Raw genomic sequence first — 18422 nt, 5'->3', positions numbered from 1 at the left:
TACGATCGGATGGTGGACGATGCGCTCGCCGCCGTGGTGGCCAGGTTGTATTCGGCGCCGCCGGAGGACTTCGTCGCGGTCCGGTCCGAGGAGGTCGCGAAGGCCCGCAAGGCCCGCGACACCGGGCTCGCCGCCGCGATCGGCAAGCTGCGCAAGCCGACCGTCGCCGCGTGGCTGGTCAACCTCCTCGCCCACGAGCGGCCCGACCTGGTCGAGGAGCTGCTGGAGCTCGGTGAGCAGCTCCGCGACGCCCAGCGCGACCTGCGGGGGGCCGAGCTGCGCGAGCTGTCCACCCGCCGCCGCGCGACCGTCTCCGCGCTGGCGAAGGAGGCCGCGGGACTCGCCGGCCGCGACGCCGTCTCACTCGTGGAGGTGGAGGGCACCCTTTCGGCGGCGCTGGCCGATGCCGACGTCGCGGCCGCGGTACGGCAGGGGGCGCTGACGAAATCGCTCGAGTACACCGGTTTCGGGGAGACCCCGAGGCCACAGCTGCGGCTGGTGCAGGGCGAGCGGAGCGTCGGCACCGTGACGGCGAAACGGTCCGCCCCCACCCAGGACGACCGGGAGCAGCGCGCCGAGGCCCGCAGGCGCGAGGAGGAGCGGCGCCGCGCCGAGGAGGACCACGCCAGAGCGGTCAAGCAGGCCCGCCGCGAGCTGATGACCGCGCTGCAGCAGCTGAACGACGCGGAGACCGCCAGGTCGGAGGCGGAGCGCGCCGTCGCCGCCGCCGAGAAGGCGATCAGGTCGGCCGAGAAACGGGTGAAAATCGCCCAGGACGCCCTCGCGGACCTGTCCTGATCCCGACCTGACGCATCGCCACGAACGAGTGCCTACTCTGTGATCCACCCGAGCAGGCAGAATGAGCCGGGTGACTCCCGAGCAGGCGGCAGCGGCGGCGAAGCAGGCCGTCCTGATGCTGGGCGGCGCGTTCAGCGACGACCCCAAGACCATGCGCCGGGCACGGCAGATCGGGCTGACCGGCTGGGCGTTCTACGTCGCCGGTCGCGGCGGCGCCCTCGGCGACGTGCGGGCCGACACGGTCGCCGCGGCGCTCGGCTTCATCGCGCCCGCGGCGGTGCAGGACGGGTGGGACGCGGCCCGCAAGGTCGCCCCGCCCGAGCAGATCGCCGCCGACAACCTCGACGAGTGCTGCCGCTGGGGCCGCGAGCACCTGGAGAGCTTCTACGCGCTGCCGAAGCTCGTCGAGCTCGCCGAGCGGGTCGTGGTGAGCGCCGAGACGGCCGGCATGCCGCTGTTCGCGGCGTGGCGGGCGATGCCGCTGCCCGACGACTCGCCCGGCGCCCGCGCCGCGGTCCTGGCCCACCTGCTGCGCGAGCACCGCGGCGCCGCGCACCTCCTCGCGATCCGGGCCAGCGGCCTCAGCCCCCTGGAGGCGATCATCGCCGGGCCCGAGGGCGAGTCCGGCGCGACGGCGTTCGGCTGGCAGCCGCCGTTCCCGCCGTTCGAGCCGCTGGTGCGCCGCCGCAGCTGGGCCGAGGCCCTCACCGACCGGATCGCCGGCGAGGCGTTCCGCGCCCTCGCCCCCACCGAGCGCGTCGAGCTGGTCAACCTCCTCGACGCGGCCGTCACCACCGTCCGGGAAGGAGCGCCCGTATGAGCGACCTGCCGGGCCCGGACGCCGCCCCGGGTGACCTGCCGGGACCGGACGCCGCCCCGGGCGCGCTGCCGGGACGGCCGGGCGCGCTGCCGGGGGTGGACGGCTGGACCGTGCGCGGCTGCACGCTGCGCGACGTGCCGGCCATCCTCGCCATCACGCGGGCCAGCGACATCGCCGCGCTCGGCGAGCCCGACTGGTCCGAGGACGAGGTCGTGGCGACGCTCACCGCACCGTCCGAGGACCCCGCGGTCGACACGTGGCTCGCCGCCGGCCCCGACGGTGAGCCGGTCGCCTGGGCGTATGTCGACAACCCGCAGCGCGGCGCCCGGGACAACGTCGAGCTCTACGGGTGGCCCGGCCGCGGCGAGCCCGCCTACGCGCCACTGCTGGAGCTGGCGGTCGCCCGGGCCGCCGACCGCGCCCGCCGCAACGGCGTCACCCAGGGCATCCTGCGCGCCGGGACGCTCGCCTCGGAGGCGGCGCTGGTGTCGGTACTGCAGGCCGGCGGCTTCGCCTTCGTCAAACGGCACGCCAGGATGCGCCGCCCGCTGACCGGCGACGAGACCGCCCCGGCCGGCCTCGGCATCCGCCCGGTCACGCCCGGGGACCTGCCGCGCTTCCACGAGGTGCTCGAGTCGGCGTTCGCCGACACCCCTGACTTCCAGCCGACGCCCTACGACGACTGGCGCGCGGCTCTGGACAGCCTGCCGTCGATCAGCTGGGACGAGTGGTTCGTGGCCGTGAGCGGCGCCGGCGAGATCGTCGGCGTGCTGCAGTCCGCCGACCAGGCCGTCGAGCACGGCGAGGGCTGGATCAAGAACCTGGCCGTGCTGCGCGGGCACCGCAGGACCGGGCTCGGCGGCGCGCTGCTGCGGACGGCCTTCGCGACCTACGCGGCGAAGGGGCGCACGTCGGCCGGGCTCGGCGTCGACCTGACCAACCCGACGGGCGCATACCACCTCTACACCGGCGTCGGCATGACGGTGGTGTTCGCGGCGGACGTCTACGAGCGCCCGCTCTAAGGCATGGCGGTCTTCGTCGGCCGGCCCCGCAGCTCGTCCAGGTAGTCCGCCGGGGCGCCCGCCTTCGCGGCCGCGTTGGCGATCTCGGCGAGATACCAGGCCGTCGGCAGGCCGCCCTCGTACCCGTTGAAGACATACACCCACGCGGTCGCGTCACCGTCGAGGGTGGCCACGCGCAGGTGGAGCTTCTGGTACGTGCCGGCGAGCTGCCCCTCGACCTCGTCGAGCTGCTTCTCGTCGTTGGGGTGGACGTCGTAGAGCGCGACGAAGACCCGGTCGCCGGGTGACTCGACGATCGTGGTGACCGAGCCCTCCCAGCCGAGGACATCCTCACCGGCGAAGGTCAGCCGCCAGCCTTCCAGCCAGCCGGTGCCGATCATCGGCGAATACGGACAGTAGGCCCGCATGCGGGCTGGATCCAGGTTCGAGCCATACGCGGCGTAATGGCGCACGGCGATGACGATAAACCCGTCAGGGTGCGGGAGAGAATACTGCAGAGCGTGTCGGATTCGGATCCACTCGTCGGCGCGTTGCGGCCGTTCGGCTGGGTCCCTGCTCAGAGGCGCACGCCGACGAGGGACAATGTTGCGACAGCAGGCGAGAAGGGTGGCGTTCGTGGGCCGGATCGTGATCATCGGAGGGGGCCCGGCGGGCTATGAGGCGGCCCTGGTCGCCGCGCAGCTCGGCGCCGAGGTCACCGTGATCGAGGCCGAAGGCGCAGGTGGCGCGTGCGTGCTGCACGACTGCGTGCCGTCCAAGACGTTCATCGCCAGCTCCAGCGTGGTCACCGCGCACCTGGACACCGAGGAGTTCGGGGTCATCGGCCCGCCCGGCGACGACGTGCGCGTCGACGGCCCGGCGGTGCACCGGCGGGTCAAGCGTCTCGCCGCCGCCCAGTCCGGCGACATCCACTCGAAGCTCGTCAAGGCGGGCGTCGAGTTCGTCACCGGCACTGCGCGCCTCGGAGAGGACACGCTCGGTCACACCCATGCGGTGCAGATCACACCGGCGGGTGGTGACGCTCCGTATGTGATTGCCGCCTCAACGGTGTTGCTGGCGTCCGGGGCGACCCCGAGGGTGCTGCAGACCGCCGCGCCGGACGGCGAGCGGATCCTCGACTGGCGGCAGGTGTATGACCTGCCCCAGCTGCCCGAGCACCTGATCGTCGTCGGGTCCGGGGTGACCGGCGCCGAGTTCGCCTCCGCGTATCTGGCGATGGGCATCGACGTCACCCTGGTCTCCAGCCGCGACCGGGTCATGCCGCACGAGGACCCCGACGCCGCGATGGCGATCGAGCGGGTCTTCCGCGCCCGCGGCATGACGATCCTCAACAACTCCCGTGCCGCCGCCGCCCGGCGCGTCGACGGCGGGGTCGTGGTCGAGCTCGCCGACGGCCGCTCGGTCGAGGGCTCCCACGTGCTGATGGCGGTCGGCTCGGTGCCGCAGACGGCGGCGCTGGGCCTGACGGAGTACGGCGTGGACGTCGCCCCCGGCGGCTACGTCACCGTCGACCGGGTCTCGCGGACCAACGTCCCCGGCATCTACGCGGCCGGCGACTGCACCGGCCTGCTGCCCCTGGCCAGCGTCGCCGCCATGCAGGGGCGGATCGCCATGTGGCACGCGCTCGGGGAGGCGGTCGCCCCGCTGAAGCTGCGCACCGTCGCGGCCAACGTGTTCACCGACCCGGAGCTCGCCTCCGTCGGCATCACCCAGTCCGACATCGACAGCGGTCGCGTGCCGGCCCGCTCGGTCATGCTGCCGCTGGCCGGCAACGCCCGCGCGAAGATGGACGGGCTCGACGACGGCTTCGTGAAGATCTTCTGCCGGCCCGCGTCGGGCCTGGTCGTCGGCGGTGTCGTGGTCGCGCCGAAGGCCAGCGAGCTGATCATGCCGATCGCCATGGCGGTGGAGAACCATCTGAGCGTCGACCAGCTCGCCCACACCATCACGATCTACCCGTCGATCTCCGGATCGGTCGCCGAGGCGGCCCGCCAGCTGATGCTGCACGCCTCGGACTAGTCGCGGTCCTAGGGCAGCTCCCGGTAGACGCCCCGGGCGTAGTCGACGACGGCGGCCCGTTTCACGGTCGCCTCGATCGGCAGGACCTCCAGGCAGCGCCGGAGCGCGTCGGTGAGGATCGGCCGGGGCACCCGCATCGACACGGTGCAGTGCGGGACCCACTCGCCCGGGTCGTACAGGGGCAGGCCCTCGATCCCGGCGGCGCTGAGGTAGTGCCAGACCTCGGCCTGGTGCCGCATCAGGTCGGGGGTCGGTGCCAGGCCCAGGAACACGACCCGCCCGACGAACACGCCCGCGAACTGGAAGTTGAGCCGCAGCGGCGCCGCGACCCGCACCGGCTCGAGCGCCTCGGCGACCGCGTCCGGGTCGAGCGCCCGGGCGCTGATCAGCGACACGTGCGGCCGGTGCTTGCCGTCGTGCGGGGTCCGCAGCGTCTGCACGCCGAGGTCCTCGAGGAGGTCCCACAGCACCCGGATCCGGCGGGTGGACCGCTCGTCGAGGTGCAGCTCCAGGGCGGCGACCATCAGCGGGTCGCCTGGCAGACCGGGCACCAGTAGGCGTTGCGCGCGTTGAGCTCCGCCGTGCGCACCGGGGTGCCGCAGACCAGGCAGGGCTGGTTGGTGCGGCGGTACACGTAGACCTCGCCGCCGTGCCGGTCGACGCGCGGGGCACGGCCCATCGCCTCGGGCAGGTGGGCGCTGCGGACGGTGTCGATCCGGCCGTCCTCGACCCCGGTGCGCATCAGCATCCGCAGGTCCTGCCAGATCGCGTTCCACCTGGGGCGGGTCAGCCGCCGCCCGGGGACCGTCGGGCGCAGCCCGGCCCGGAACAGCGCCTCCGTCACGTAGATCAGCCCGGCGCCCGCGACGATCGACTGGTCCATCAGCAGCGCCATGAGCGGCCGCTCCGACTTCTTGATCGCGGCGAACGCCTTCACCCCGCCGTCGTCGGTATCCGCGAGCGGGTCCGGGCCGAGCCGGTCGAGCAGGGCCTCGACCTGCAGCGGGTCGAGCAGCTCGCAGGCGGTGGGGCCGCGCAGGTCGAGCCAGTGCTCGCCGTTGGCCATCCGCAGCCGGACCTCCCCGACCGCCGGGGGCGGGTCGCCGTCGCCGTCGGTGAACTTCCCGTAGAGACCCAGGTGCACGTGCAGCGTGATGTCGCCCTCGTACCGGTGCAGCAGGTGCTTGCCGTGCGCGGCCGTGTCGAGCAGGACCAGCCCGTCGACGCGCGCGGCGCCGTCCGCGAACCGGCCCTGCGGGCTGCTGACGGCGACGGCGCGGCCCGCGAACAGCTTGCGGTGCCGCTCGGCGAGACGGTGGATGGTGTGACCTTCAGGCACCGCACGTTTATACCCGCCGGGCCCGGATGCCGGCGCGCTATTCTCGGGGGCATGAGTCACAGCGCACTGTCCACGACGACGCCGGGCCGACCCCGGCGGCGCTGACACTCACTGTCCAGCAAAGCTCCGGGGCGTGCGCCCCGGAGCTTTTTCGTGCGCGCCGCCCCCTTTCCACCACCGCGAAAGGGAGTCATGACCATGCAGGACCATCGCAAGCTCGGCCGCGACCTCGAGCTGTTCCACTCCGACCCGCTCGTCGGCGCGGGGCTGCCGCTGTGGCTGCCCGCCGGCGCCGCCGCCCGCCGCGCCGTCGAGGACTACCTCCACGCCCTCGAACGCCGCAACGGCTACCAGCACGTGTACTCCCCGCCCCTCGCCAAGCAGGAGATGTACGTCAGATCGGGGCACCTGCCGCACTTCGCCGACGACATGTTCCCGCCGATGGCGCTCAGCGAGCACGACGCGTTCGTGCTGCGGCCCAGCCTCTGCCCGCACCACGCGGCCGTGTTCGCCGCGCGCGGCCGGTCGTACCGTGAGCTGCCGCTGCGCATCGGGGAGATCGGCGGGCAGTACCGCGCCGAACGCTCCGGCGTCCTCGGCGGCCTGTCCCGCGTGCGGGCCATCTCCCTCAACGACGGGCACGTCTTCTGCGCCGAGGACCAGGTGCACGACGAGGTCGTCGAGTCGCTGCGGCTGATGCGGGTCGCGCACGAGGCGCTCGGCTTCTCGCCGTCGTCGTTCCGCCTGTCGTTGCGCGGGGACGGCGGGAAGTACGTCGACGACCCCGCCATGTGGTCCGCGGCGTCGGCGGTACTGCGGGAAGCCCTCGAAACCGCGAAGGTGTCCTACGTGGAGGCCCCCGGCGAGGCCGCGTTCTACGGGCCGAAGATCGACGTCCAGCTGGTCGACCACGCCGGGCGGGAGAGCACCCTCGCCACCGTGCAGGTCGACCACTTCCAGCCGGCCCGCTTCGACCTGTCCTACGTGGACGCGGGCGGCGAGCGGCGGCGGCCCGTCATGGTGCACCGCAGCGTGGCGGGCAGCATGGAGCGGCTCTTCGCGCACCTGATCGAGGTGCACGACGGGGCGTTCCCGGCCTGGTACGCGCCGCTGCAGGTGGTCGTCCTGCCCGTGTCCGACGCGGGTGCCGGCGGCGCGTTCCTGCGCGCGTGCCGGGCCGCCGACCTGCGGGTCGAGGAGTGGCACGCGGGCAGCCTCGGCGCGCGGATCCGGCAGGCGGCGGCGCGGAAGGTGCCGTTCGTCGCGGTCGTGGGGGAGCGGGAGGCCGCCGCCGGCGCCGTCTCGATCCGCCCGCGGGACGCCGGCGCGCTGTCCGGGGTCCTGCCGGTCGACGCCGCCGTCGCCGAGCTCCGGCAGGTGTGCGCCGCCCCATAAACAGCCGGGCGTGGCCGGCGCGTCAGTCCGGGCGTGCGGATCCTCCCGATCGTCGTGCTGCTCGCCCTCGCGGCCGGCTGCTCGTCCACGCCCTCGCTCTCGGCTCCCGCCGTCGCGTCGTCCCCGTCCCCGTCCCCGTCCTCGTCCCCGTTTTTGTCCCCGCCGCCGGCACCGGTGCCCTCGTCCTCCTCGCGCGGGCCCGTGTCCACCGACGTCCCGGTCATCGGCTTCCCCGTGGCCGGCGGCGGGGCGTTCGACTTCGCCGCCGCCGGCGGCCCCGTCATCGGCGCCGCCGGCCGGCTGCTGACCTACCGGGTCGGGGTGGAACGCGGCGTCACCGGCGTCGACGCGGCCACGTTCGGCGACGCCGTCGAGCTCGTCTACGCCGACCCGCGCAGCTGGCCCGCCACCGGCAACTGGCGGCTGCGCCGGGCCGGGGCCGGCGAACGCTACGACTTCACCGTCTTCCTCGCCACCCCGGCGACCCGCGACGTGCTGTGCGGCAACGGCTACGAACGGTACACCTCCTGCAGGAACGGCAACAGCGTCGTCGTCAACGTGGCCCGCTGGGCCCGCGCCATCCCCGGCTACGAGCTTTCCGCCTACCGCGCCTACGTCGTCAACCACGAGACCGGTCACCGGCTCGGCCGCGGCCACGAACTGTGCCCCGGCCCCGGCCGGCCCGCGCCCGTCATGCAGCAGCAGACCCTCGGCCTGCACGGCTGCGCCGCCAACCCGTGGCCGATCGTCGACGGCCGCCCGTACGCGGGCCGCTCCGGGCAGTACGACGACCCGACTCCAGAGGAGCAGCCATAAACGCCCGGCCCCTCCCGCAACGTCAAGACCCATGTGCGGGACTTCGACGAGTTCGTGACGGTGCGCAGCGCTGCGCTGCTCCGGTTCGCGTACCTGCTGACCGGCGACCGGCACCTGGCCGAGGACCTCACGCAGGAGGCCCTGGTGCGGGCCCACCGGCGCTGGCACGCGATCACCGGCTCGGACGGCCCGGAGCCGTACGTCCGGCGGGCGATCCTGCGGCAGTACCTGTCCTGGCGCCGCCGCCGCGCGAGCACCGAGCGTCCGGTCGCCGCGTTCCCGCCGGTCGCCGCCCCGGGCGACCTCGCGGACAGGGTCGTCGAGGCCGACGAGATGTGGACCGCGCTGCGCGCCCTGCCCCGCTCGCAGCGCGCCGTGATCGTGCTGCGGTACTACGAGGACCTGCCCGACGCCGAGATCGCCAGGCTGCTCGGTTGCGCCCAGGCGACCGTGCGCGTCCACGCGTTCCACGCCCTGCACCGGCTCAGGTCGGCGCTGACCCCCGTCCCGCTGCCATGACCGGTTTCCCGCGTTCTTCCCTGCTGCGTTCTTTCCTGCTGTGTCGTGGAGGCCGGCCGTGAGCGATGTCGAGCACCGCGTCCGTGACCTGCTGCGGCGCCACGCCGAGGAGGCCCCCGCCGGCGCGACCCTCCTCACCACCGTGCGCACGGAGAGCCGCCGCCGGACCCGGCGGGCCCGTACCGTGGTCGCCGCGGCGGTCGCCGTGCTCGCCGGCATCGGTGTGACCGTGCCGCTGCGGCTCGCTCCCTACGCCGCTCCCTACGCCGTCGCCGAGCCGTCCGCCCTGACCGAGCCGTCCGGGCCGGTCACCGTCACGTTCCCGCTCAGCCCGGCACCCGTCGACGGGGTGGTGGCCGCGCCCGACGTACGCCTCGAAGCCGGACTCCCGACGATCAGCCTCCCGATGCCGGACGGCGGCACCGCCACGCTGACCGTGCGCCCCACCCGCCCTGCCGGGCTCGCCACCCCCGTCCCGGTCCGGGGCGTCCAGGGTTTCCTCGCCGCCACCGGCGACGCGATCGTGTGGCAGGAGGGCCCGGAGCAGTGGCTCGAGCTGCGGGCGGACCCGGCCGTGCCCGCCGACCACCTGGCCGGCTTCGCGAAGAGCCTGGTGGCCACGCCGGTGACCGCCCCGGCCCCGTTCACGTTCGCCGTAATCCCCGCCGGCTACGCGGTCGACAACATCAGCCCGGCCGCCGTCACGTTCTGCCCGCCGGACCTCCCCTTCGACGCCACCTTCGTCGGCAAGATCACCGTCATGCTGAGCGTCGCCGCCGAACGGTCCGCCGGCCGTCCCGTCGACGTCGCCGGCCACCCCGGCACGCTGAGCGACCCCGAGGACGGCTATGTGGTGCTCCAGGTCGACCTGGGCGACGGCAGGTTGCTCGTGGTGCAGTCGGCGGCGGCGGTACCCCTGCCGGAGCCCGACCTGCTCCGCTTCGCGGCGGGCATCACCGTCACCCCCGCGGCCACCCCGGGCCAGGGATGAGGATCTTCGGGGTACATGCACACCAAACCGTACATATGTGCATACGATTCATATGTGCTGGTTGTCACCACTGAAGGTTTACCGGGCTACGAGATAACCACCGTGCTCGGCGAGGTCCTGGGCGTGTGCGCGACGTCGAAGAACCCGTTCGCGTCCGGCCTGCGCTCCACCGAGGGCGGCCCCGGCCAGGACATGTCCCAGTTCCTCGTCCAGACCCGTGCCCGCGCCGTCGGCCAAATGGTCCAGGTCGCCGAACAACGCGGCGCCAACGCCGTCGTCGGCATGCGCTTCGACCACCGCGACTTCACCAACACCTGGGCAGAGCTCTGCGCCTACGGCACCGCCGTGGTCGCCGTCCCCCTCCACACCACACATGGCGCCCACGCCGCCGACAGATCCCCCACCGCCGCCCGCTGACCACCTCTCCCACACCCCGGCCGCCACGCCTGTCGCCTGCGGTGGTGCGGCCGCAGACACAGCCCCCGCCGTGCGGCCGCCGGGGTGAACTGCGCCAGGCCATCGCTGTCAGCCCATCGGAACTTCAGCGTCGACCACAGTCCCCTCGGCGTCGGAGGCATCGCCCGGTGACCGGCTCCACGACGGCTCAGGTGAAGCATGCGGGACGGGGTTCGGGGACCGCCTCGTCCGGTGGCCGGACCTGACGGATGCGTGGTTGCCGGCCTCCGGCCTTGAGACGTGGGCATGATGTCGTCCGGTGACCGCCCCCGCGGCAGACCGTTTGGTGCGTGCGGGGACCCGCTCCCCGGCAGCTCGGGTGATGTGCGGGCACGAGGGTTCGGGGGGTCGCATCGTCCTGGCGCCGGACCTGAGGCGGGCCGGGCCGTCGTTCTCCGGCTTCGAGGCGTCTGTCGGTGCCAGGGGGTTGCGGGCGCGGCGTCGTCCGGCGGCTGCTTCCACGGCGGCTCGGGTGGAGCGTGCGGGACGGGATCTGGGACCGCTTCATCCGGTGGCCGGACCTGGAGCGGGCCTCGCGGCCGCCGCCTGTCGGCCGCGCGGCCCCCGGCGCCGGAAACAGCCGCATGACCAGGCCCGCGCGCCGGGTCGGCGCCGCTGGTCGTGACGGCGGAACGGGTCCGGCCGCAGGGTGTGGACCGCCCGCGGCCGGGGTGGTGGCTACTTCAGGGTGGCGATGACGGCGCCCGCGGAGACGACCTCGCCGACGGTGGCGGTCAGGTCGGTGACGACGCCGGACTTGTGGGCGTTGAGGGGTTGCTCCATCTTCATCGCTTCCAGGACGACGATCAGATCGCCCTCGGCGACCGTGTCGCCCTCGGCCACGGCGATCTTCACGATGGTGCCCTGCATGGGGCTGGTGAGGGCGTCGCCGCCGGCCGCGCCCGACTGCTTCTTGGCGCCGGTGCGGCGGCGGGGGGCGGCACCGGGCGCCGCACCCGAAGCGGGACCGGCGCCGAAGCCCGCAGGCAGGGAGACCTCGAGGCGCTTGCCGCCGACCTCGACGACCACCGTGGAGCGCTCCTCGGCGGCGGGCGGGTCGCCGGCGGGTGCGGTGAAGGGCGGCACCGTGTTGTGCCACTCGGTCTCGATCCAGCGGGTGTGCACGCGGAACGGGGTGGCGGTGAAGGCCTCGTCGCGCAGGACCGCGCGGTGGAAGGGCAGCGCGGTGGCCATGCCGTCGACGACCATCTCGTCGAGGGCCCGGCGGGCGCGCTCGATGGCCTGCTCGCGGGTCTCGCCGGTGATGATGACCTTGGCGAGGAGGGAGTCGAAGTTGCCGCCGATGACGCTGCCCGACTCGATGCCGGTGTCGACGCGGACGCCGGGGCCGGTGGGCAGGCGCAGGTCGGTGACGGTGCCGGGGGCGGGGAGGAAGCCTCGGCCGGGGTCCTCGCCGTTGATGCGGAACTCGATCGAGTGGCCGCGGGGCTCGGGGTCGGTGTCGAAGCGGAGCTTCTCGCCGTCGGCGACGCGGAACTGCTCGCGGACCAGGTCGACGCCGGCGGTCTCCTCGCTGACCGGGTGCTCGACCTGCAGGCGGGTGTTGACCTCGAGGAAGGAGATGGTGCCGTCGGCGCCGACGAGATATTCCACGGTGCCGGCGCCGTGATAGCCGGCCTCGCGGCAGATCGCCTTCGCCGACTCGTGGATCTGGGCGCGCTGGGCGTCGGTGAGGAACGGCGCGGGCGCCTCCTCGACGAGCTTCTGGTGGCGGCGCTGCAGCGAGCAGTCGCGGGTGCCGACGACGATCACGTTGCCGTGCTGGTCGGCGAGGACCTGGGCCTCGACGTGGCGGGGCTGGTCGAGATAGCGCTCGACGAAGCACTCGCCGCGGCCGAACGCGGCGACGGCCTCGCGGGTCGCGGACTCGAAGAGGGCCGGGATCTCCTCGATGGTGCGGGCGACCTTCAGGCCGCGCCCGCCGCCGCCGAAGGCGGCCTTGATCGCGACGGGCAGGCCGTGCTCCCGGGCGAACGCGACGATCTCGTCGGCGTCCCTGGCGGGCTCGGCGGTGCCGGGGACCAGGGGCGCGCCGGCGCGCTGGGCGATGTGCCGGGCGGTGACCTTGTCGCCGAGGTCGCGGATCGCCTGCGGGGTCGGCCCGATCCAGGTCAGCCCGGCGTCGATGACGGCCTGGGCGAAGTCCGCGTTCTCCGAGAGGAACCCGTAGCCGGGGTGCACGGCGTCGGCGCCGGAGGAGACGGCGACCTCGATGACCTTCTCGATGCGCAGATATGACTCCGCGGCGGTGTCGCCACCCAGGGCATAGGCCTCGTCGGCCAGCCGGGAGTGCAGCGCGTCGCGGTCGGAGTCGGCATAGACCGCGACACTGGCCAGACCGGCGTCGCGGCAGGCGCGGATGACGCGGACGGCGATCTCGCCCCGATTGGCGATGAGAACCTTGCGCACGCTGAACGCTCCCTTGGGTAACCCTCCGCGCAGTCTAGGCGACCCGTCCGACAGTTCCGTTGCCAACAATGTCATAGTCAAGCGGCAACTATTACGATTGTGTCGTGTCTACTACGCGTCTGATGATCATGGGGCTGATCTCCTACCTCCAGCCCGTCCACGGTTATGACATCCGCAAGGAGCTGACCAGCTGGAACGTGGAGAGCTGGGCCGCGGTCCAGCCGGGGTCGATCTATCACGCGCTGCGCAGGATGACCGACGCGGGGCTCCTCGAGGCGGTCGACACCGCGCAGGTGGACGGCCGCCCGGCCCGCACGCGATACCGGCTGACCAAGTCCGGCGAGGTCGAGTATCAGGCGATGCTGCGGCGGTACTGGTGGGAGTACGCCGAACCGGTCGACCCCTTCCTCGCCGCCTTCGCGTTCCTGCCGTCGCTGCCCAGGGCCGAGGCGGCCGGAGCGCTGCGGGCCAGGGCCAGGCTCCTCGACGACTGGGTGAAGACCTATCGCGACAGTGCCGACGAGTGGGCCGCCGGGAAGCCGCCGCACGTCGCCTGGCAGTTCGAGCTGACCGCCGCGCGGGCCGAGGCCGAGTCCCGCTGGTGCCACGACGTCGCCGGACGGGTCGAGGGCGGCGAGGGCATGCACTTCAACGAGGCCGGCGCCGACGACGGGGAGCACGGCGCGGAGGCCTGGCGCAGGGCCATCCGGGAGCAGTTCGGCGACCCGGAGGACGAGGACTAAAACGCGATATACGGAATGCTTGACCACGCGAACTATATCGCGTTACGTTGACCCTGCGAGAACCGAGACGACAGGGGAGACCGTCATGATCGAGACGAAGGGGCTGCGGAAGTCGTACCGCTCACGGGCCGGTCGCGAGACCAAGGTCGTCGAGGCGGTCCGGGGGGTCGACCTCTCCGTCAAGGAGGGGGAGATCTACGGCTTCCTCGGCCCCAACGGCGCCGGCAAGACCACGACGCTGCGGATGCTGGCCACGCTCATCACGCCCGACGGCGGCGAGGCCGTCATCGCCGGCGCCGACCTGCTGAAGGACCCGGGCGAGGTGCGCCGCCGGATCGGCTACGTCGCCCAGGGCGGCAGCACCTGGGACGAGAGCACCGCCCGCGAGGAGCTCGTCCTGCAGGCCCGCTTCTACGGCATCCACAAGGCCGAGGCGCTGCGAAAAGCACAGCGGGCCCTGGACGCGTTCCAGCTCAGCGAATACGCGGACCGCAAGACCAAGACCTACTCCGGCGGCCAGCGCCGCCGGGTCGACATCGCGCTCGGCATCATCCACGGACCGAAGGTCGTGTTCCTCGACGAGCCGACCACCGGCCTCGACCCGCAGAGCCGCGCCCACATGTGGGACGAGGTGCGCCGCCTGCGCGACGAGGGCATGACGGTCTTCATCACCACCCACTACCTCGACGAGGCCGACGCCCTCTGCGACCGGATCGCGATCATGGACCACGGCGAGGTCGTCACCGAGGGCACCGTCGACGACCTCAAGCGCGAGGTCGCCGGCGACGTGGTCACCGTCGGCGTCGACGGGGCCACGCAGACCGCCACCGAGCTGCTCAGGGACCAGGACTACGTCCGCAGGATCGAGGAGCGGGCGGACGGCGACCTGCGGCTGTACGTCGACGAGGGCGCCGTCGCGATCCCGCACATCCTGCGCGTCCTCGACCACGCCGGCGTGGAGCTCAAGCAGATGGAGCTGCACCGGCCCAGCCTCGACGACGTCTTCCTGACCAAGACCGGCCGTTCGCTTCGGGAGAGCTGAGAAGCCATGAAATTCCTCCGTGACACCTGGCTCGTCTTCGCCCGCCAGATGCAGCTCATGCTCCGCCAGCCGGTGTGGCTGATCGTCGGCGTCGTGCAGCCGCTGTTCTACCTGCTGCTGTTCGCGCCGCTGCTCAAGCCGGCGCTCGGCGTGCAGACCAACGCCGAGGCGTACAAGCTGTTCGTGCCCGGCCTGCTGGTGCTGCTGGCCATGTTCGGCTCGCTGTTCACCGGGTTCGGGCTGATCGCCGAGCTGCGCGCCGGGGTCATCGAGCGCAGCCGGGTCACCCCGGTCAGCCGCCTCGCGCTGCTGGTCGGCCGCTCGCTGCGCGACGTCGTGTCGCTGCTGTTCCAGGCGGCGCTCATCGTCGTCGTCGCGGTCGGCTTCGGTCTCAGCGTCGGCGTGCTCGACGTGCTCGGCGCGTTCGCGCTGATGGCGGTCATCTCGCTGATGCTGTCGGCGTTCTCCTACGCGATCTCGCTGAAGCTGCGCAGCGAGGACGCCCTCGCGCCGCTGCTCAACACGATCTCGCAGCCGCTGCTGCTGACCGCCGGCATCCTGCTGCCGCTCACGTTCGCCCCGGCCTGGCTCAAGCGGGTCGCCGACTGGAACCCGTTCTCGTGGGCCACCGACGGCGTCCGGGCGCTGTTCGCCGGGGACCCCGGCGCCGACTCGGTCTGGCAGGCGGGCGTGGTCATCGGCGGCCTGACCCTCGTCACCGTCGTCTGGGCCTCCCGCGCCTTCGCCAGAGGCGTGCGGTAAAGCGGCTTTACCGGTAACGACAATCACCGTCACGGCCCCTTCCAGCGGAGGAAGGGGCCGTGACACCGTCAGGGACGTGCCGAGACTCGTCCGTGACCGCCTCACCTGGGTGATCTACGCCCAGCTGGCCCTGTGGTGCTACTTCCTCTACGGCTTCGGACCCGTCGCCCCGCTGCTGCGCGACGAGCTCGGCATCAGCCGCACCCTCGCGAGCCTGCACGGCACCGGCTTCGCCGTCGGCGGCATCGTCGGCGGCGCCGTCATCCCGGCCCTGATCCGGCGGTACGGGCGCCACCGCCTCATCTGGGGCGGCCTGACCCTGATCTGCGCCGCCGCCGCGGGCATGTTCACCGCGCACCATCTCGCGCTGACCCTGGCGTTCGCCACCATCGGCAGCTTCGGCGGCTCGCTGCTGGTCAACGGCGTCGTCGCGGCGCTCACCGAGCACCACGGCACCGCCGGTCCGGCCGCGATCAGCGAGGCCAACGCCGCCGCGGCCAGCATCGGCCTGGTCGCCCCGCTGATCGTCGGACTCGCCTACGGCAGCGGCCTCGGGTGGCGCGCCGGGCTGGCGCTCGTGATCGTCCCGACCGCGCTGCTGGCGGTTTTCGCCAATGTACGGGCACCGGAGCCGCTCGCCCGCACCGTCACCGACGGGCAGGGCTCACGCCGGCTTCCGGGGACCTACTGGCTGGCCGCGACGAGCCTGTTCGCGACGGGCTCCGTCGAGGTCTGCCTGACCCTGTGGGGCAGCGACGTGCTGCGGGCCCACGCGGGCGTGTCGGCCGGCGTGGCCACCGCGGCCGTGTCCACGCTGATCGCCGGGATGGTGACCGGACGGATCATCGGCGGGCGGCTGCTCCTGCGCTTCCGCCCGACCCGCATGCTGCTCGCCGCGCTGGGCGTGTCGGCGGCCGGCTTCGCCCTGTTCTGGGCGGCGACAGTACCGTGGCCGGCGATGGCGGGCCTGTTCGTCTGCGGCCTCGGCGTCGGCCTGCACTACCCGCTCGGGATCGGCCTGGCCCTCGCCCACTCCGACGGGCAGCCCGACCTGGCCGCGGCGCGGGCCTCCTTCGCCGTCGGGATCTCCTTCGCCGTCGCCCCGTTCGCGCTCGGGGCGCTCGCCGACGCGGTCGGCCCGCACACCGCGTTTCTGCTCGTGCCCGCGTTCCTGCTGCTCAGCGCGGTGGTGGTGACGCGGCTGGAGCGCGCCACCAGGCCACCGGCGGTGATCAGAGCCGTCGAGCCAGTGTGAGCCCGTCGGCGATCGGCAGGATCATCGACTCGACCCGCTCGTCGGCGAGGACGAGACGGTTGAACTCCAGGATCGCGATCGTGCCCGCGTCGCCCGGGTCGGGGTCGAGCACGTTGCCGTTGCGCAGCACGTTGTCCACCAGGATCAGGCCGCCGGGCCGCGTGCGCGGCACGATCGCCTCCCAGTAGCCGATGTAGCCGGTCTTGTCCGCGTCGATGAACGTCAGGTCCAGGTGCGGCTCGTCCGGCAACGTCGCGAGGGTCTCGGCGGCGGGCCCGATCCGCAGCTCGACACGGTCTTCGAGGCCGCCGCGCCGCCAGTACCGCCGGGCGATCGACGTGAACTCGTCCGACACGTCGAAGCAGGTCAGCCGCCCGCCGTCGGCGAGGCCGCGGGCGATCGCGATCGACGACAGCCCGGTGAACGTGCCGATCTCCACCGCCCGCCGGGCGCCGGCGATCCGGGTCAGCAACGTCAGCAACGCCGCCTGCTCCGGCGCGACCTGCATGCCCGCGTCGCCGGGCAGCGCCGCCGCGGTCTCCGCGATCAGGTCCCGGACCAGCTCGTCGGGCTCGCTGCCGTTGGCGACGACGTAGGCGTGCAGCGCGTCGGTCAGCGAAAGCGTCTGTCTCGTCATGCCGTCACCTCCGCTGCGCTCCGGCGCCGGCCTGACTTGAACACTGTGCTCATGATGCTCAGCCCTCCGCTTCGCTCCGGCCCGATCATGCCGTCACCTCCGCTGCACTCCGGCGCCGGCCTGATCCAGACACTGTGCTCATGATGCTCAGCCCTCCGCTTCGCTCCGGCCCGATCATGCCTCGATCCTGCCCGACCAGTAGTCGATGACACCCGCACCGAGGATCGTCATCAGCACCCGCAGCGTCGGCAGCGACAGGCCGACGACGTTGCCGTGGTCGCCCTCGATGCGGTCGACGAAGACGCCGCCGAGCCCGTCGATCGTGAACGCGCCGGCCACGTGCAGCGGCTCGCCGGTCGCCACGTAGACCTCGATCTCCTCGTCGGTGACCTCGGCGAAGTGCACGACGGTGCCGACGGTCTTCGAGGTGTTGCTGCCGGACTCGGCGTCGATCAGCCAGTGCCCGGTGTACAGGACGCCGGACCGCCCCCGCATGGCCTTCCACCGGGCCACCGCGTCGGCGGCGCCGGCCGGCTTGCCGAGCACGGCGCCGTCGAACTCCAGGACGGAGTCGCAGCCCAGTACCAGCGCGGCGGACCCCGCGACGCCTGGCAGGTCGGCGACCGCCTGGGCCTTGAGCTCGGCGAGCGTGCCGGCGAGCGCGGCGCCGCCGTCCGCCTCGATCGCCGACTCGTCGACGCCACTGACGATGACACGGGGCTCGATGCCTGCGGCCTGCAGCAGCCGCCGCCGGGCGGGGCTCGCGGAGGCGAGGATGAACGTCTTCACGGGACGGACGTTAGTACCATCGCGGCCATGCGGAAGCTCTGGGCGGAGTTCAAAGCGATCGCGATCGGTGGCACGGTCCTCGACCTGGCGCTGGGCTTCATCATCGGCTCGGCGTTCGCCACGCTCGTCCAGTCGTTCGTCACCAACCTGTTCCTGCAGGCGGTCGCCTCCGTGGCCGGGGAGCCCGACTTCCAGAAGCTCGAGATCACGATCCACCGCACGCCGCTGCGGTACGGCGTGTTCCTCAACGACCTGCTGCAGTTCATGCTGCTGGCGGTCGCCCTGTTCGTGATCATCAAGTTCATGACGTGGATCGGCGTGGAGCGCGGCCGGCCGCTGGACCAGCGGCAGTGCCCGTTCTGCTACGACCGTGTGCCCGCCGCCGCGCTCATCTGCCGGTCGTGCGGCCAGCAGCTGGTCGAGGACCTGCCGACGCTCGCGCAGGCCGAGCTCCTGCAGGACGAGCGCGAGGCCAGGCGCTGGCCGACGCTGCCGCCACTGCCCCCGCTCGTCATCCCGCGCCGCCGCCCTCCGGCAGGTCCGCCGGCCGATCCGCCGCCGTCGAGGGAACCCGGTGGCACCGAACCGG

At 73.0% G+C, this 18422-nt stretch carries 19 protein-coding genes and 1 pseudogene; 14 read left to right on the top strand and 6 right to left on the bottom strand.

Annotation, left to right across the window (positions count from 1 at the left end):
* Window positions 1–12 precede the first annotated feature (12 nt).
* The 3 genes from ACZ6TV_RS16085 (at window position 13) to ACZ6TV_RS16075 (ending at window position 2640) form a co-directional block, all read left to right on the top strand.
* Window positions 13–798, top strand: coding sequence for a hypothetical protein (locus ACZ6TV_RS16085; RefSeq protein WP_465297926.1), 786 nt, complete (start codon window positions 13–15; stop codon window positions 796–798).
* A gap of 70 nt (window positions 799–868) precedes the next feature.
* The gene (locus tag ACZ6TV_RS16080; protein WP_465297925.1) at window positions 869–1618 is read left to right on the top strand and encodes an SCO6745 family protein; all 750 of its coding nucleotides are present in this window, start codon (window positions 869–871) and stop codon (window positions 1616–1618) included.
* The gene (locus tag ACZ6TV_RS16075) at window positions 1615–2640 is read left to right on the top strand and encodes a GNAT family N-acetyltransferase (protein ID WP_465297924.1); all 1026 of its coding nucleotides are present in this window, start codon (window positions 1615–1617) and stop codon (window positions 2638–2640) included. Before ACZ6TV_RS16080 ends, ACZ6TV_RS16075 begins: the two co-directional genes overlap by 4 nt.
* Here ACZ6TV_RS16075 and ACZ6TV_RS16070 read toward each other — a convergent pair.
* A complete protein-coding gene (locus ACZ6TV_RS16070) occupies window positions 2637–3092 on the bottom strand; it encodes a gamma-glutamylcyclotransferase family protein (protein ID WP_354789051.1) in 456 nt (151 codons plus the stop codon). The two genes, ACZ6TV_RS16075 and ACZ6TV_RS16070, sit on opposite strands and share 4 nt — an antisense overlap.
* Before the next feature lie 163 nt (window positions 3093–3255).
* Here ACZ6TV_RS16070 and ACZ6TV_RS16065 point away from each other — a divergent pair, with 163 nt between their 5' ends.
* The gene (locus ACZ6TV_RS16065) at window positions 3256–4659 is read left to right on the top strand and encodes an NAD(P)H-quinone dehydrogenase (protein ID WP_465297922.1); all 1404 of its coding nucleotides are present in this window, start codon (window positions 3256–3258) and stop codon (window positions 4657–4659) included.
* 8 nt (window positions 4660–4667) lie between these two features.
* On the opposite strand, the gene ACZ6TV_RS16060 is transcribed toward ACZ6TV_RS16065, so the two are convergent.
* Both ACZ6TV_RS16060 and ACZ6TV_RS16055 read right to left on the bottom strand, forming a co-directional pair.
* Window positions 4668–5210, bottom strand: coding sequence for a 2'-5' RNA ligase family protein (locus ACZ6TV_RS16060; RefSeq protein ID WP_465297921.1), 543 nt, complete (start codon window positions 5208–5210; stop codon window positions 4668–4670).
* Window positions 5183–5998: an Fpg/Nei family DNA glycosylase gene (locus tag ACZ6TV_RS16055; protein WP_465297920.1), complete on the bottom strand. Its 816-nt coding sequence runs from the start codon at window positions 5996–5998 to the stop codon at window positions 5183–5185. The genes ACZ6TV_RS16060 and ACZ6TV_RS16055 overlap by 28 nt, the downstream gene beginning before the upstream one ends.
* A gap of 198 nt (window positions 5999–6196) precedes the next feature.
* Here ACZ6TV_RS16055 and thrS point away from each other — a divergent pair, with 198 nt between their 5' ends.
* The 5 genes from thrS to ACZ6TV_RS16030 are packed head-to-tail and all read left to right on the top strand — an operon-like array spanning window position 6197 to window position 10136.
* The gene (gene thrS, locus ACZ6TV_RS16050; protein WP_465298000.1) at window positions 6197–7393 is read left to right on the top strand and encodes a threonine--tRNA ligase; all 1197 of its coding nucleotides are present in this window, start codon (window positions 6197–6199) and stop codon (window positions 7391–7393) included.
* A gap of 33 nt (window positions 7394–7426) precedes the next feature.
* Window positions 7427–8209 (top strand): DUF3152 domain-containing protein, encoded by a 783-nt coding sequence (locus tag ACZ6TV_RS16045; protein WP_465297919.1) that lies wholly within the window; start codon window positions 7427–7429, stop codon window positions 8207–8209.
* A gap of 33 nt (window positions 8210–8242) precedes the next feature.
* Window positions 8243–8728, top strand: a complete 486-nt coding sequence (locus ACZ6TV_RS16040; RefSeq protein ID WP_465297918.1) for a SigE family RNA polymerase sigma factor — start codon at window positions 8243–8245, stop codon at window positions 8726–8728.
* Window positions 8729–8786: 58 nt separating this feature from the next.
* Window positions 8787–9719, top strand: coding sequence for a hypothetical protein (locus ACZ6TV_RS16035; RefSeq protein ID WP_465297917.1), 933 nt, complete (start codon window positions 8787–8789; stop codon window positions 9717–9719).
* 54 nt (window positions 9720–9773) lie between these two features.
* Window positions 9774–10136 carry a YbjQ family protein gene (locus ACZ6TV_RS16030; RefSeq protein WP_465297916.1) on the top strand — a complete coding sequence of 121 codons (363 nt, stop codon included), beginning with the start codon at window positions 9774–9776 and terminating at the stop codon, window positions 10134–10136.
* A 717-nt stretch (window positions 10137–10853) separates the two neighbouring features.
* Here ACZ6TV_RS16030 and ACZ6TV_RS16025 read toward each other — a convergent pair.
* A complete protein-coding gene (locus ACZ6TV_RS16025) occupies window positions 10854–12605 on the bottom strand; it encodes an acetyl/propionyl/methylcrotonyl-CoA carboxylase subunit alpha (RefSeq protein WP_465297915.1) in 1752 nt (583 codons plus the stop codon).
* 104 nt (window positions 12606–12709) lie between these two features.
* Between ACZ6TV_RS16025 and ACZ6TV_RS16020 the strand changes: the two genes are divergently transcribed.
* From ACZ6TV_RS16020 to ACZ6TV_RS16005, 4 genes are all read left to right on the top strand, one after another.
* Complete coding sequence (locus ACZ6TV_RS16020) at window positions 12710–13348, top strand: PadR family transcriptional regulator (RefSeq protein ID WP_465297914.1); 639 nt, start codon at window positions 12710–12712, stop codon at window positions 13346–13348.
* 85 nt (window positions 13349–13433) lie between these two features.
* Window positions 13434–14390: an ATP-binding cassette domain-containing protein gene (locus ACZ6TV_RS16015; RefSeq protein ID WP_465297913.1), complete on the top strand. Its 957-nt coding sequence runs from the start codon at window positions 13434–13436 to the stop codon at window positions 14388–14390.
* Window positions 14391–14396: 6 nt separating this feature from the next.
* Window positions 14397–15152 carry an ABC transporter permease gene (locus ACZ6TV_RS16010; protein WP_465297912.1) on the top strand — a complete coding sequence of 252 codons (756 nt, stop codon included), beginning with the start codon at window positions 14397–14399 and terminating at the stop codon, window positions 15150–15152.
* Window positions 15153–15228: 76 nt separating this feature from the next.
* On the top strand, window positions 15229–16407 hold the full coding sequence (locus ACZ6TV_RS16005) for an MFS transporter (RefSeq protein ID WP_465297911.1): 1179 nt from the start codon (window positions 15229–15231) through the stop codon (window positions 16405–16407).
* Here the strand turns inward: ACZ6TV_RS16005 and ACZ6TV_RS16000 are convergent.
* A complete protein-coding gene (locus ACZ6TV_RS16000; RefSeq protein WP_465297910.1) occupies window positions 16385–17044 on the bottom strand; it encodes an O-methyltransferase in 660 nt (219 codons plus the stop codon). The two genes, ACZ6TV_RS16005 and ACZ6TV_RS16000, sit on opposite strands and share 23 nt — an antisense overlap.
* 174 nt (window positions 17045–17218) lie before the next feature.
* Window positions 17219–17833, bottom strand: a complete 615-nt coding sequence (locus ACZ6TV_RS15995) for a Maf family protein (RefSeq protein WP_465297909.1) — start codon at window positions 17831–17833, stop codon at window positions 17219–17221.
* A 27-nt stretch (window positions 17834–17860) separates the two neighbouring features.
* On the opposite strand from ACZ6TV_RS15995, the pseudogene mscL reads away from it, so the two are divergent.
* Window positions 17861–18142 (top strand): annotated as a pseudogene (gene mscL / locus ACZ6TV_RS15990) (large conductance mechanosensitive channel protein MscL); the annotation flags it as partial.
* Window positions 18143–18422: the final 280 nt, after the last annotated feature.

Source organism: Dactylosporangium sp. NPDC051087, from assembly GCF_055586325.1.
Note: the sequence above shows the minus strand (reverse complement) of the source record. Positions and strands in the feature narration are given on the sequence as shown.

Bases quoted from the DNA above. Each gene is read 5' to 3' on its own strand.
- ACZ6TV_RS16075 (WP_465297924.1), top strand. From the start codon at position 1,615: ATGAGCGACCTGCCGGGCCCGGACGCCGCCCCGGGTGACCTGCCGGGA.
- thrS (WP_465298000.1), top strand. From the start codon at position 6,197: ATGCAGGACCATCGCAAGCTCGGCCGCGACCTCGAGCTGTTCCACTCC.
- ACZ6TV_RS16015 (WP_465297913.1), top strand. From the start codon at position 13,434: ATGATCGAGACGAAGGGGCTGCGGAAGTCGTACCGCTCACGGGCCGGT.
- ACZ6TV_RS16010 (WP_465297912.1), top strand. From the start codon at position 14,397: ATGAAATTCCTCCGTGACACCTGGCTCGTCTTCGCCCGCCAGATGCAG.
- ACZ6TV_RS16000 (WP_465297910.1), bottom strand. From the start codon at position 17,044: ATGACGAGACAGACGCTTTCGCTGACCGACGCGCTGCACGCCTACGTC.